Origin of the sequence: uncultured Roseovarius sp. (genome assembly GCF_947259555.1) — a bacterium.
Taxonomy (GTDB): Bacteria; Pseudomonadota; Alphaproteobacteria; order Rhodobacterales; family Rhodobacteraceae; genus Roseovarius.
The window spans coordinates 1-13,740 of record NZ_CAMYMD010000042.1 but is presented as its reverse complement, the minus strand read 5'-3'; the positions used below and the strand labels follow the sequence as shown (position 1 = coordinate 13,740).

Here is a 13,740-nt window from a genome sequence, read left to right as displayed (position 1 = left end):
CTAGCGCAACCCGCCAATCATACCTCAGATATTCTATCCCGCCTCGCACTCCAGAGCATCAGCCCCGTCCCGTCCAGCGTCCCAGCAGCACCTCAGCGCCGCCGGTGAAAGGGCTTTTACGGATAGCCCCAAAGAGTCGCAAGAGGTTTTTTGCAGAAAAATGAAATTTTCTCTTCCTGCCCCGAATTTTTCCAACGGCGCACAGGTTTCGGGCATCCGCACACCCATCCCTCAGGCATATTACGGCCCGACAGGGTGACATCGCACCATCAAGCTCTATTCGCCGTAGGCAAGGCCTTCACGCCGGGGATCGGCACCGCCTTTGAGAGTCCGGCCAACCTCTATGGCGTGCAGGCCGGAGGTTAGCTTCGTCAAACTCACCGCGTATCCCATCCCGCGCAATGCGGCCGCGTGCTCCGGGCGTTCCAGATCGTAGGGGCCAAATCGGTTAACCAGATGCGGAAGCGCAACTGCCTCTTGCACATCCATCCCCCAATCCGCCCAAGCGATGATGGTCTTGGCCACGTAGCCGATGATCATGCTGCCGCCCGGACTGCCCAGAACCAGCACCGGCGCGCCGTCCCGGCGCAGGATCGTGGGCGCCATGGAGGAGCGCGGGCGCTTGCCCGGCTCCACCCGGTTGGCAATCGGGCGGCCCTCATCGTGGCTGGCGAAGGAAAAATCCGTCAGTTCATTGTTGAGCAGGACCCCCCGCACCATGAGCCGCGAGCCAAACCCGTTCTCGATGGTCGTGGTCATGCTGAGCGCATTACCATAGCCATCGACAATCGAGACATGCGAGGTCGACGGCAGCTCGATGGATTGGTCGTCGGCCCAATTGAGCGCGTGATCGAACTCCGGCCTGCCCGGCGCAACCTGCGGCAGGGCATCGTCGCCGCGCAGAAGGTCCGAGCGCGACTTAAGGTAATCCGGGGCCAGCAGCCCCTTGAGCGGCACCGGCACGAACTCGTTGTCGGCCAGATAGCGCCCCCGGTCGGCGAAGGCCAGACGGCTGGCATCGCCAATCAGCCGCCATGCCTCGGGTTCGTCAGGCCCGAGCCCCGCCAGATCGAACGGCGAGAGCAGCCCGAGGATCTGCCCCACGGTCGACGCACCGGACGAGGGCGGCCCCATACCGCACACCTCATAGCTGCGATAGGGAACGCAGAGCGCGGGCCGCTCCTTGACCCGGTAGATCGCCAGATCGGTCTCAGTCAGCACCCCCGGATTGCCCGGCGCGCCCTGCACCGTGGCGACAATATCCGCCGCGATCTCACCGGTATAAAAGGCGCGCGGGCCATCGTTTGCGAGGACGCGCAGCGTCTCGGCATAGGCCGTGTTGCGCAGCCGATCCCCGACTGCGAGCGGCTCCCCGCCCGGTAGGAAATAGGCGCGCGTCGCCGGGAACCGCGCGAGGCGGTCTGCGTCGCCTTGGACCAGCGAGGCCAGGCGGGGGCTGACCGCAAATCCCTCCTCGGCCAGCCGGATCGCATCCGCGAACAGCCCCGGCCACGCCGCCTGCCCCCACCGGTCATGCGCCGCCCTTAGCAGCGCGGGCGTGCCCGGCGTGCCCACCGAACGCCCGCCCACCACGGCGTCGAAAAACTCCAGCGGCTGGCCCGTCTCGTCTTGAAAGAGGGTTGGCGTGGCCTCCATCGGCGCGGTCTCGCGCCCGTCGAGCGTGGTGATCTCGCCGCTCGCCCCGTCATGCCAGACAAGGAACGCACCACCCCCCAGACCAGAGCTTTGCGGCTCTACCAGCCCCAGCACCGCCTGTACCGCCACCATCGCATCCGCCGCCGTGCCACCCGCGCGCAGCACCTTCGCGCCTGCCTCGACCGCCAGAGGGTGCGCTGCCGCGATCATCCAGTTCTCCGCCTCTACGGGGCGTCCCGCATCCTTGGCTGCCTGCGCGCCCGCCAGGAGACCGGGCACCTGCAAGGCCCCTGCCCCGGCCCCTTCCGGCGCGACGGTATCTGCGGCCTGCTGCGCCAAGGCAGGGCTGCAAAGACCAATCCCCAAAGCCAGAAACAGCGCGCGCATTTGCCAAACCCTCCTAAAGCGGATCGGTGCGCCAGAGCGTCACCTTGAGCCCACCATGCGCCACCGGCGGCCCGGCTGGCAAGAACGGCAATCCGGTGGATTTCGCCAAGCCTGCGTCGCTGGTGACAAGCCCCACGCGCCAGCCCTTCATCTCGCGCCTCAGGACCTCGCCGAGGCTAGCATAAAGACCAAAGAGCAGCTTGCGATTGCCGATCCGCGCGCCGTAAGGCGGGTTGATCATCACCAGCCCCGGCGGGCCCTCTGGACGGGTGAGCGCCGAAATCGGCTGACAGGCAAACCGCGAGATCTCTCCCACCCCGGCGCGGGCGGCATTCTCGGTTGCCATGCGCACCGCGCCTGCATCGCGGTCAAACCCGTAAAACCGCAGCGGCGTCTCACGCGGCGCGGAACCGTGCCGCATCGCCGCCCATGACTGCGCATCGAACCCTGCCAAATCCTCAAAGGCGAAACGCCGCGCACGCCCGGGCCGCAGCCCTGTCGCGATTTCCGCCGCCTCAATCGGAAAGGTGCCCGAGCCGCACATCGGGTCAAGGACCGGCTCGCCCCCGTCATAGCCGCATTGCCGCAGGAAGAGCGCCGCCAGCGTCTCGCGCATCGGGGCCTTGCCCACGGCCTCCTTGGAACCGCGCCGATGCAACGGCTCGCCAGAGGTATCAAGGCTGAACGTCACCAGATCATCCTCGATCCGGGCCATCAGCCGCAGCGCCGCATCGTCGCGTACCTCAACCCCGAGCGTCTCGGTCAGCGCGCCGGTGATCCGCTGCGTCGCCGCCCCGGCATGGTAGATCTTCGACTTGCGGCAGGTCACCTCAACCCGCACCGGCACATCGGCACGCAGATGCGCGGCCCAGTCGAACTTGCGCGCCCGCTTGTCGAGTTGGGCAAGATGAAACGCCCGAAACGACCCGATCCGCGCCAGCACCCGCCCGGCCCCGCGCAAGTCCAGATTGGCGCGCCAGACATCGGGCCATGTGCCCATGAAACTGACCCCGCCGGGCAGCACAGTGGCGGGGCCGAACCCGGCCTCGCGCGCCTCTTCGGCAACGGCGGCTTCATGCCCCGGCGGGGCGGCGAGGAAGATCTCGAAATGCGCGGGCTGGCTCAATGCAGGATCACAGCATCGCCGGCACGACCTGATCGGGCGGGCGATGCCCGTCGTCAAAGGTCTTGATATTGATGATCACCTTTTCGCCCATCTCGATCCGCCCCTCGACCGTGGCCGACCCCATATGCGGCAACAGCACCACGTTCTTCAGCTCTCGCAGGCGCGGGTTGATCTCGGTCCCGTGCTCATAGACGTCGAGCCCCGCCCCGGCGATCTCTCCGGCGCGCAACATCCGGGTCAGCGCGTTCTCGTCGATCACCTCACCGCGGGACGTGTTCACGATCACCGCGTCGGGCTTCATCAGCTTGAGCCGACGCGCGTTCATCAGGTGAAAGGTGGACGGCGTATGCGGGCAATTGATGCTCAGCACATCCATCCGCGCCACCATCTGATCGAGGCTCTCCCAATAGGTAGCCTCCAGTTCCTGCTCGATCTCGGGACGCAGGCGGCGACGGTTGTGGTAATGGATTTGCATGCCAAATGCGGAGGCCCGGCGCGCAACCGCTTGCCCGATGCGCCCCATGCCCAGTATGCCAAGCCTGCGCCCCGCGACACGGCCCCCCAATAGCGTCGTGGGCGACCAGCCTTGCCAATCTCCCGATTGCATCACGGCGAGACCTTCGGGCAGGCGGCGCGTCACCGCCAACACAAGCGCCATTGTCATGTCCGCGGTATCGTCGGTCAGCACACCGGGCGTGTTGGATACCAAAATACCGTGCTGTCGCGCCGTACCGATATCAATATGATCCACACCTGCGCCGTAATTCGCGATCAGCTTGAGCCGGTCACCCGCTTGCGCAATGAGCCCCGCGTCAATCCGGTCGGACAGGCTGGGCACAAGCACATCCGCCTCCTTGACGGACTTCGCCAGCTCTTCGCGGGTCATGGGCCCATCGCTCTCGCGCAGGCGGACATCGAACAACTCTCGCATCCGCGTCTCGACCGTTTCGGGCAGGCGTCGCGTAACGACAACACTCAGGCGTGCAGATGGCATGTAGCCCTCCTTCAAGCTTTCCTTTCAGGCGCGTTGCTGACAGAGTGGCGCAGGAAAGAGCGGGGCACAAGAACCCCTTGCAGTTTGACAGGCATAAATCGAATGACAGTCATGAATACAGGTCTCGCGGCCCTTGTCGCACTGATTGCCCTGGTCCCCATCGCATCCATCTCACAAGAACGCGGGCCAGTGACAAACCTGCCTTTGCCACGATATGTCTCGATGAAAGCCAGCGAGGGAAACGTACGCCGCGGCCCGAGCCTGACACACCGCATCGACTGGGTGTTCAAACGGCGCGATATTCCGCTTGAGATAACTGCCGAGCACGGTCACTGGCGCCGCGTCCGCGACCGCGACGGTGCGGGTGGTTGGGTGCATTACACTCTTTTATCCGGCGTGCGCACAGCCAGCGTCGAGGTCGAGATGCTTGACTTGCTGACCGATCCAGATCCCGGTGCTATGGTTGTCGCCAGACTGGAGCAGGGCGTGATCGCCCGAGTCGAGGAATGCGAGCCGGACTGGTGTGCCCTCGTCGCCGCAGGTTATGACGGCTGGGCTCGAAAATCAGCACTCTGGGGCATCGGCGACCAAGAGACATTCCGATAAAATCATCCTAGTTTAGACAGCTTACCGTTATCTATCAAAGGGTTGCGCCGAAGTATTCGATTGCCCGAGTTTTTTTTGCCTTCCACTCTTGAACCGCGCCGAGGTCCAGAGTAATTAGCGCGACACGTTGGGGTGTAGCCAAGTGGTAAGGCAGCGGTTTTTGGTACCGTGTACCGTAGGTTCGAATCCTACCACCCCAGCCATGAATATAAAAATCCCTCGCAAAACCAATGCCTTGACGGACGGCGCATCAGCATCTCAGGCGGATGTGACACATGATCGCCGATCCCAGCCCCTGCCCCGCCATGACACCGATCTCCGATCCGGCCCCCGGCAGAACACGCGCGGCGCGCCTTATGTCACCGCTCGGGGCGGCAGCTACCACTTCCGAAATCCTCTGCCGAATTTCATTTCAGAAAAATGCACGCGCAGCTTTTGGCGCGTGTCGCTTTGAACCCCTCTCCTGTCCGAGGTCATGAGCCGGGCCGCCCGGCGCATGACAGGCCTCGCGGATGTCACGTTCGGGCAGCGCGCCCTTGCGATGAAGCGCGAGCCCGCCGAGCTCGAAAGACAGACAGAGAAAGGCGAAGGCATGCGGCACCTCGCCGCGCCGCTCGTCGCGAAAGTCTCGGACGGCCCTGTCGAGGCGGTCACGACAGCGCCAATCACCCTGAGCGACGGGTTCGAGAAGGCAAAACGGCTCCACCCCAATCCCAGCATGCAGGTCCTGCTGAAAACGACCTACACGCTGATCACCGAGTTTCTAGGTGACTTGGCTATACTCCGTTTCCAAAATCCGGCGGGTCGCTGCTGTTTCATCTGATCAGCAAACTGTATGAAACCACCAGTGTCATCATCACGACCAACCTTGAGTTCGGCGAATGGGTGTCTGTCTCTGGGGATGCCAAGATGACAACTCCCCTGCTTGATCGCGTCACGCACCACTGCAGCATCATCGAGACCGGGAACACAATCTGCGGCACAACCGCGATTTCCGTCAAACGACGATTGACACCATATCCTTGGGTTTGATAAAAATTAATGTTTATATCAATTGCTTAGGTTGAGGTTGAATTTCAGCCCCGGAACACTTCCTCGGACCACCAGCCCGCCCCATTATCGCATCTTGTCGAATCGGCGAGTCGATCAGGTCAGATCACCACAGCGACTGACCGCTCGAACGCCCCACTTACCGTTCCGCGCCTTGAAGCGCGGTGGGCGCAAGGAGAGGAACCTTCCGGAAGGCGGTGTCCAGCCGCGCCCGAAGAACAGCGCACTGATCAAGGCGCTGGCGCACCTCTCGCTGGAAGCGCCTGCCGGAGTCGGGCGAGTTCGCCACCATCGCCGGTGACGGCTCATTCTCGCGGCAGGACGGCATGTTACGCAAATTCGCCGCGATCCTCGTCGAGAACATTTCGTACCTTAGTTGCCAGTTCCAGTCGGGTATAGGGCTTGCTCAACAAGGCGACGCCTGGATCTAGGCGTCCCTGGTGGACAATCGCGTTCTCGGTGTAGCCCGAGGTGAACAGCACTTTCAGTGATGGTCGCGCCGCCAGCGCTTGTTCGGCTAGTTCGCGCCCGTTCATCCCCCCGGGCATGACGATGTCGGTCAGCAAGAGAGCGATGTCATCTTGTGCTTGCAGGACTTCAAGCGCCTCTTGGCCCGACATTGCCGCACTCACCCGGTAACCCAGCGAAATAAGCTGGTTCTTGAGGTGTTCAAGCACGAGATCATCGTCCTCGGCAATCAGGATATGTTCTGTTCCGCCTTTCAACGGACCCTCGAGCGTCGTCTTGACATCCGTTTCGTGCTCGGCAGACAGGAGCGGGAAATAGAGCTTAACCGACGTGCCCTCATTGGGTTCAGAGTATATCTTTATATGTCCACCTGATTGCTTGGTGAATCCGAAAACCATGCTCAACCCGAGACCGCTTCCCTTGCCCACGTCCTTGGTGGTGAAGAACGGCTCGACTGCTTGCCGGAGTGTCTCGGCATCCATGCCCTTGCCAGTGTCGGACACGCAGATCATGACATGCTCGCCCGGCTCGACTTCAAGGTGACGGGCGGCGTAATGTTCGTCCAGCACGACATTGGCGGTCTCAATGGTAAGTTTTCCACCGTCTTCCATGGCGTCGCGCGCGTTAACAATGAGGTTCAGCAGGGCCGTATCCAGTTCCCCGGCATCGATTTCTGCGATGCCGAGGTCCGGGTCGATTACAAACTCGATCTCGGTGCTCGCAGGTAGGCTGCGATGAATAAGTGGCTGCATCGCTTTGATCACCTGGTTCATGTCGGTCGGTTTCGGATCCAATGGCTTGCGACGCGCAAACGCCAGCAGGCGCCCGATCAACTGGGCACCACGCTCCGCTGCGGACATTGTGACATCCGCCATATGACGAATTTTCGGATCGCTTACCTGCTCTGAAATCAGTTCAGCATTGCCCAGAATGACCGTCAGCAGATTGTTGAAATCATGAGCGACACCTCCGGTTAGATGACCGACGGCTTCAAGCTTCTGGGATTGGCGTAACTGCACCTCTGCTTCCGCCTGGGCAGCGCGTGCGATTTTGATGTCGTGCATTTGATGTTGCAAAGCTGTGTTGGCGGCTTCCAGATCTTTAATGGCGCGTTGGCGCGCCTCCATTGAGAGCCCCATCACAATACTTGGGATTAAGATTAAAGCGGCTGCAAACAGTAACAAAGCACGAATTGTCCAAATATGAGGAGGTTCGGCTTGCCATCCACCATGTGGCATTGCTGCGATTTGCCATGTACCCGTCGGCAACTGTACACTCGATACAACAGGCATGTCTTCCGGCGTGACATCTGGCCCGAAAAACCTGGTCCCTTGTGTGCCAGTCGCATCACGGCCCGTCAGAGTTACCGAAAAGGGCAGCGTATTGAGTAGCCCTGCCTGCGCATACAATACATCGAGATCCATAACCGCAGAGACAAGGCCCCAGAAAGCCGGAGTGCTATCGCCATTTCGCAAGAAGACCGGGAACCGTCCAATGAACGCTTGGCCACCCTGTACCAAGTCCACCGGCCCAGCCAGAACCAAATCGCCAGAGTCGCGCGCGCGCAGCGCTGCATCCCGCTGTTTTGGATTGCGGTTGTAATCAAGGCCAATCGCCTGTTCATTGCCTTCAATCGGATACATCATCTGAATGACCATGCCCGGCGCCGCCGCGATGTTACGCAGCAACGGTTCGTCAATAATCAGCCCGCTCGTCAATTCAGCAAAACGGATCTGGTCCATATCAGGTTCTGCTGCAATCATGGCAACCAAACCTCGCACCAGCTGGATTGGTCCGTTCACTGCGCCTTCCAGATCAGCCCGAAGCAAGGCCACCTCGGCCGCAACAGTGGCGCGTTGATGTTCGATATGATTTTTTCTTGCCTGCGTTTCAGCGGCAAGCCATCCGGCGACCACGACTAAGACTGCCAGCAGGATTGGCACCTTGGTTTTGCGAAACAAAATCTTGTAAGTCCAAGAAAGCCAATGCGTCATAGTGAGCAACGAAACCTTGTTGAATTCGCGCTAAGGCCACAGTTTCTGACTACTTTTTCGGTAGCATTACGCGGCACTTGCAACTTTAAGTTAGCATATTTAAGTTAGTACAGCTTGCAACTCTTGCCTTAACAAATTTGTGCACATTGTAACGTGCTCCTCTTGGAGGCCGCGTTTATGAGCTAGCTCTGTTCAGGTTTTAATCCCCATTTGACCGGTTAGCATATTCGTGTGGCGTCAGGCCAGCGAGGCGGGAGCGATTGTGGTTGTAGGCTGCGCGCCATGCCGCAATCATGCGGCCGGTATGGCGCACCGACGTGAACAGGTGTTCGTTCAGGCAATCATCGACCGTTTCTGTCTTGGCAAGGGCACAGCCCCCGGCCAGACCAGCGCGACCCGCGACTGTTCGTGGAGACCGTCCTGTGGATCGTGCGAACCGGCGCACAATGGCGGGAACTACCCGGGAAATTCGGGAGGTGGAATTCGATCTCCAAGCGCTTCGGGCGGTCGGTGAAGGCGGACGCTTTCCAAAGTATTTTCAGGGCTTTGGCCCAGCCACGGAAACGCCGGAACTGGCTGTTACAGTTGCCGAAAGCGGGCGGCAGGTCGCACCCTGGTGAGCCGGTCCAAACCCGCCAGGATACGGCGTCCAGAAACAGGCGGCTATCCTTTGCCGTGGCTCCCGCGTCGCTGGCCGTTCCCGGCGAATGCGGCTCAAGCGGCCACGATACATAATCCGTCAATACAAAGCGCTGCTCGTCATTCCAACCTCCATTTACGAGGTTCGAATTAGAAATCACACCCGATGAGATCCTGATCGCACACAGTTTCCAGCTGGATTCTAAATAATAAATTCTATAAATTAAACATAAGTATTAATAACTTAACTATTCGTTCGTGGTGCCCGCGGCCGGACTCGAACCGGCACGGCCTTTCGGCCTGGAGATTTTAAGTCTCCTGTGTCTACCATTCCACCACGCGGGCAAGGGCGATCAGACGCGCGCGGACAATATCCGCTTTGACCGGGGTGTAAAGCCAAAGCGACGCGTCAGATGTCGTCTTCCAGCGCCTCCAGCCCGGGCAGCAGATGCCGCTCGGTCAGCCACGGGTTGAGGTCGAGCGCGCGGCGCAGGATCAGCGCCGCCTCGCCCGGACGCTGCAACGCCACAAGCGTCAGCGCCTGCCCGGTCATCGCCGCGATATGGCGCGGCGACAATTCCAGCGCCCGCTCCAGATCCGGCAGCGCCGCCGCGTAATCCTGCCGGATGAAATTGACAAACGCGCGCTGATTGTAGCCCTCGGCATACTCCGGGCAGTAGGCGATCAGCGCGTCGAACGCATCCACGGCCCCGGCAAAGTCATAGGCCTCGCGCCGCGTCATCCCTTCATCGAGCAATTCCTGCGCGCGCGCATCCGGCGCATCGGCCCAATATTCCCACATCTCGTTTGAAATGAGCCGCGCGGTGCGCTCGTCCTCTGCATCCTGCACATCCTCGATCAAACCACCGATCACCGCGCGGTGATCCGGCGGCGCGGGGCAGGTCTCGGCAAGGGCCGGTCCAGCCGATAGCAAAAACGCGATCAAGACGTGTCTCATGCTGATATATAATGATACGATAGGGGCAGAGGTCAAATCACGTCCGAGAGCGCGTTTTCCTTCACCGCCTGCATCGCCACATAAGTCGAGGTATTGGCCAGATGCGGCAGGCCCGAGATATGCTCGGCCAGAACCCGGCGGTAATCGGCCATGCTCTGCGTGCGGATTTTCAGCAGGTAGTCGAAATTCCCGGCGATGAGATGCACCTGCTCGATCTCGGGCACCTTGGACACGGCGGCATTGAACTCGGCCAAGGCTGCCTCGCGCGTGTCATGCAGCCGCACCTCGACGAAACTGACGTGATCCAGCCCCAGCCGTATCGGATCGAACAGCGCGCGGTAACCGGTGATCACACCGTCCCGCTCCAGCCGCCGCAGCCGAGCCTGCGTGGGCGATTTCGACAGGCCGATGGCCTTGGCGAGATCGGTCACGCTGATCCGCCCGTCCCCTGCCAGAACCCGCAGAATCGCCCGGTCGAAACGGTCGAGATCGAGCTGTTCACTTTGGTCCACTTATCTCTCCAATTCGATGCAACCGGCCTGAGAATTTACCCTAATCGGGAAAAGTCACTTAGACAATGATGGTAGCATCGTCTGATCACTCATGGGGGAGGCACCATGCCGTACGACACCGATATCCGCCGCGCCATCGACCTTGGGACCTATGCCGACGAGGCCGAGACGCTGACCCGCCTGACCGAGATCGCTGATCTCTCACCCGAGGATCGCGCGCGCATCTGCGACCGCGCCGCACAGCTTGTGCGTGACATTCGCAGCCGCTCCGATACCGGGCTGATGGAGGTGTTTCTGGCCGAATACGGCCTCTCGACCGATGAGGGTATTGCACTGATGTGTCTGGCCGAGGCGCTCTTGCGGGTGCCCGATGCCGACACAATCGACGCCCTCATAGAGGACAAGATCGCGCCGTCGGACTGGGGCAAGCACATGGGGCATTCGACGTCGCCGCTGGTCAATGCCTCGACCTGGGCCTTGATGCTGACTGGCAAGGTGCTCAAGGACGAACAGCCCGGCCCGGTGGGCCATCTGCGCGGGGCCATCAAACGTCTGGGCGAGCCAGTGATCCGCACCGCCACGGGCCGCGCGATGAAGGAAATGGGCCGTCAATTCGTGCTGGGCGAGACCATTCAGGCCGCCATGGACCGCGCGGCGGGGATGGAGAAGAAGGGCTATTCCTATTCCTACGACATGCTGGGAGAGGCGGCGCGCACCGATGCCGACGCCACCCGCTATCACCTCAGCTATTCCCGCGCGATCAGCGCCATCGCCAATGCCTGCACAAACAAGGATATCCGCGACAATCCCGGCATTTCCGTTAAACTCTCGGCGCTGCATCCGCGCTACGAGGTGGCACAACGTGACGAGGTGATGAACATCCTCGTGCCGCGCCTGCGCAGCCTCGCGCTGCTGGCGAAATCGGCCAAGATGGGCCTCAACATCGACGCCGAAGAGGCCGATCGCCTCGCGCTCTCGCTCGACGTGATCGAAACCGTGCTGTCAGAGCCCGCACTTGCCGGTTGGGACGGGTTCGGCGTGGTGGTGCAGGCCTACGGTCAGCGCGCCGCCCACGTGCTCGACTACCTGCACGATCTGGCGACGAAACTGGACCGCCGGATCATGGTGCGACTGGTCAAGGGCGCCTATTGGGACACCGAGATCAAGCGCGCGCAGGTCGAAGGCGTGGACGGCTTCCCGGTCTTCACCTCCAAACCGGCGACCGACATTTCCTATATCGCCAATGCCCGCAAACTCCTGGCGATGACCGACCGCATCTATCCGCAATTCGCCACCCATAACGCCCACACGGCAGCGGCGATCCTCGACATGGCGACGGACAAGTCGACCTTTGAATTCCAGCGCCTGCACGGCATGGGCGAGGCGCTGCATGACATCATCCTGACATCCGAGGGCACACGCTGCCGGATCTACGCCCCCGTGGGCGCGCATCGCGATCTGCTGGCCTATCTGGTGCGCCGCCTCTTGGAAAACGGTGCGAATTCCAGCTTCGTCAACCAGATCGTGGATGAGGATGTGGCCCCCGAGACCGTCGCCCGCGACCCGTTCGAGGCGGTGAATGATCCGCAGCCGCACCTGCCCACCGGGCCGGACCTGTTCCAGCCAGAGCGGCCCAATTCGCGCGGGTTTGATCTGACCGATCAGCCAACGCTCGACGCCATCGAGGCAGCCCGCGCGCCCTATGCCTCGCACCAATGGGCCGCCGCACCGCTGCTCGCGGGCAAGGCGCAACCGCAAGAGCCCGAGCGCGTCGAGAACCCCGCCGATCCCGCCGACAGCCCCGGCACCGTCGCCTGGGCCTCGGAGGCGGATATCGAAACGGCGCTTGCGGCGGCCAAGCCATGGCAGGCCAGGGCAGTCGAACGCGCCAAGATCCTCAACAAAGTGGCCGATCTCTACGAAGAGAATTACGGTGAGATCTTCGCGATCCTGCACCGCGAGGCCGGGAAATCCATTCCCGACGCGGTGGCGGAACTGCGCGAGGCGGTGGATTTCCTGCGCTACTACGCGGCCAACGCGCCAGAGGGGCAGCCCATCGGCACCTTCACCTGCATCAGCCCATGGAACTTCCCGCTCGCCATCTTCACCGGCCAGATCGCGGCGGCGCTCGCGGCGGGCAACGCGGTGCTGTCGAAGCCGGCCGAGCAAACCCCGCTCATCGCGCATCTGGCCATCGGGCTGATGCACAAGGCAGGCGTGCCCGAGACGGCACTGCAACTCCTGCCCGGTGCCGGACAGGTCGGCGCGGCGCTCACCTCGGATGCGCGCGTCGGCGGCGTGGCCTTTACCGGCTCGACCGACACCGCGCTGAAAATCCGCGCGGCGATGGTCAAGAACCTCGCCCCCGGTGCCCCGCTCATCGCCGAAACCGGCGGGATGAACGCGATGATCGTCGATAGCACTGCCCTGCCCGAACAGGCGGTGCAGGCGATTGTCGAATCGGCGTTCCAATCCGCCGGGCAACGCTGTTCGGCGCTGCGCTGTCTTTATGTGCAGGAGGATATCGCCGAGGGCTTTACCGAGATGCTGACCGGCGCGATGGACGCGCTGCATGTCGGCCACCCCTGGCACCTCTCGACCGATTGCGGCCCGGTGATCGACGAAGAGGCCCGCGCCGGGATTGCCGAACATATCCAGCAGGCCCGCGCCGACGGGCGTCTATTGCACGAGCTCAAGACCCCCAATGCCGGGACATTCATCGCACCCACGCTCATCAAGGTTGGCGGCATCGAGGATATGGAGCGTGAGATCTTCGGCCCGGTCCTGCATCTCGCGACCTTCAAGTCGCGCAACCTCGACAAGGTGATCGGTGCGATCAACGCCACCGGCTACGGCCTGACCTTCGGCCTCATGACCCGCATCGACGACCGCGTGCAGCACGTGACCGAGGCGGTGCATGCGGGCAATATCTATGTCAACCGCAACCAGATTGGCGCCATCGTCGGATCGCAGCCCTTCGGCGGAGAGGGCATGTCCGGCACCGGGCCCAAGGCAGGCGGGCCGCATTACCTCACGCGGTTCTGCGCGCATCCCGCGCCGCTGGAGGGAGAAAAGTGGGACGAGGCCATGCCCGTCGCCGCCGTGCAAAAGGCGCTCGATGCGGCAAATGCCGCCCCGCACAGCCCGCGCGAGGCGCTCATCCTGCCCGGGCCTACCGGCGAATCGAACCGGCTGACCACGCATCTGCGCCCGGCGCTTCTGTGCCTCGGGCCGGGACGCGAGGCGGCAGCAGCGCAGGCGCGCGCGGTCGCGGGTCTCGGCGGTGTCGCGATCGAGGCGTCGGGCCGTGTCGATCCGCATGCGCTCAAGGCCATGGGCGGCCTTTCAGG

General features: G+C 62.2%; 9 protein-coding genes, 2 tRNA genes and 4 pseudogenes. 6 read left to right on the top strand and 9 right to left on the bottom strand.

The window, feature by feature from the left end; genetic code table 11:
* Window positions 1–276: 276 nt before the first annotated feature.
* The 3 genes from ggt to Q0X85_RS07545 are packed head-to-tail and all read right to left on the bottom strand — an operon-like array spanning window position 277 to window position 4,163.
* Window positions 277–2,043 carry a gamma-glutamyltransferase gene (gene ggt, locus Q0X85_RS07555; RefSeq protein WP_297771034.1) on the bottom strand — a complete coding sequence of 589 codons (1,767 nt, stop codon included), beginning with the start codon at window positions 2,041–2,043 and terminating at the stop codon, window positions 277–279.
* A 13-nt stretch (window positions 2,044–2,056) separates the two neighbouring features.
* Window positions 2,057–3,169: a class I SAM-dependent RNA methyltransferase gene (locus tag Q0X85_RS07550; RefSeq protein WP_297771032.1), complete on the bottom strand. Its 1,113-nt coding sequence runs from the start codon at window positions 3,167–3,169 to the stop codon at window positions 2,057–2,059.
* A 7-nt stretch (window positions 3,170–3,176) separates the two neighbouring features.
* Window positions 3,177–4,163 (bottom strand): D-glycerate dehydrogenase, encoded by a 987-nt coding sequence (locus tag Q0X85_RS07545; protein ID WP_297771029.1) that lies wholly within the window; start codon window positions 4,161–4,163, stop codon window positions 3,177–3,179.
* A 102-nt stretch (window positions 4,164–4,265) separates the two neighbouring features.
* Here Q0X85_RS07545 and Q0X85_RS07540 point away from each other — a divergent pair, with 102 nt between their 5' ends.
* From Q0X85_RS07540 to Q0X85_RS07525, 4 genes and pseudogenes are all read left to right on the top strand, one after another.
* Window positions 4,266–4,769: an SH3 domain-containing protein gene (locus tag Q0X85_RS07540; protein ID WP_297771027.1), complete on the top strand. Its 504-nt coding sequence runs from the start codon at window positions 4,266–4,268 to the stop codon at window positions 4,767–4,769.
* Between the two features lie 128 nt (window positions 4,770–4,897).
* Window positions 4,898–4,972: transfer RNA gene (locus Q0X85_RS07535), tRNA-Gln, on the top strand.
* Window positions 4,973–5,244: 272 nt separating this feature from the next.
* The gene (locus Q0X85_RS07530; protein ID WP_297771025.1) at window positions 5,245–5,592 is read left to right on the top strand and encodes a hypothetical protein; all 348 of its coding nucleotides are present in this window, start codon (window positions 5,245–5,247) and stop codon (window positions 5,590–5,592) included.
* Window positions 5,541–5,801: pseudogene (locus tag Q0X85_RS07525) on the top strand (ATP-binding protein); the annotation flags it as partial. The gene Q0X85_RS07530 and the pseudogene Q0X85_RS07525, both read left to right, overlap by 52 nt.
* Before the next feature lie 347 nt (window positions 5,802–6,148).
* Here the strand turns inward: Q0X85_RS07525 and Q0X85_RS07520 are convergent.
* Both Q0X85_RS07520 and Q0X85_RS07515 read right to left on the bottom strand, forming a co-directional pair.
* On the bottom strand, window positions 6,149–8,281 hold the full coding sequence (locus Q0X85_RS07520) for a CHASE domain-containing protein (RefSeq protein ID WP_297771023.1): 2,133 nt from the start codon (window positions 8,279–8,281) through the stop codon (window positions 6,149–6,151).
* Between the two features lie 199 nt (window positions 8,282–8,480).
* A pseudogene (locus tag Q0X85_RS07515) lies at window positions 8,481–8,630 on the bottom strand (integrase core domain-containing protein); the annotation flags it as partial.
* Between the two features lie 5 nt (window positions 8,631–8,635).
* Here Q0X85_RS07515 and Q0X85_RS07510 point away from each other — a divergent pair.
* Window positions 8,636–8,809: pseudogene (locus Q0X85_RS07510) on the top strand (transposase); the annotation flags it as partial.
* Window positions 8,810–8,823: 14 nt separating this feature from the next.
* On the opposite strand, the pseudogene Q0X85_RS19795 reads toward Q0X85_RS07510, so the two are convergent.
* The 4 genes and pseudogenes from Q0X85_RS19795 to Q0X85_RS07490 form a co-directional block, all read right to left on the bottom strand.
* A pseudogene (locus tag Q0X85_RS19795) lies at window positions 8,824–9,024 on the bottom strand (transposase); the annotation flags it as partial.
* 155 nt (window positions 9,025–9,179) lie between these two features.
* Window positions 9,180–9,265 (bottom strand) — tRNA-Leu (locus tag Q0X85_RS07500).
* A 64-nt stretch (window positions 9,266–9,329) separates the two neighbouring features.
* Window positions 9,330–9,878: a hypothetical protein gene (locus tag Q0X85_RS07495; RefSeq protein ID WP_297771021.1), complete on the bottom strand. Its 549-nt coding sequence runs from the start codon at window positions 9,876–9,878 to the stop codon at window positions 9,330–9,332.
* Between the two features lie 32 nt (window positions 9,879–9,910).
* Window positions 9,911–10,390 carry an Lrp/AsnC ligand binding domain-containing protein gene (locus Q0X85_RS07490; protein WP_297771020.1) on the bottom strand — a complete coding sequence of 160 codons (480 nt, stop codon included), beginning with the start codon at window positions 10,388–10,390 and terminating at the stop codon, window positions 9,911–9,913.
* 105 nt (window positions 10,391–10,495) lie between these two features.
* On the opposite strand from Q0X85_RS07490, the gene putA reads away from it, so the two are divergent.
* A partial coding sequence (gene putA, locus Q0X85_RS07485; protein ID WP_297771019.1) for a bifunctional proline dehydrogenase/L-glutamate gamma-semialdehyde dehydrogenase PutA occupies window positions 10,496–13,740 on the top strand: 3,245 nt, incomplete at its 3' end.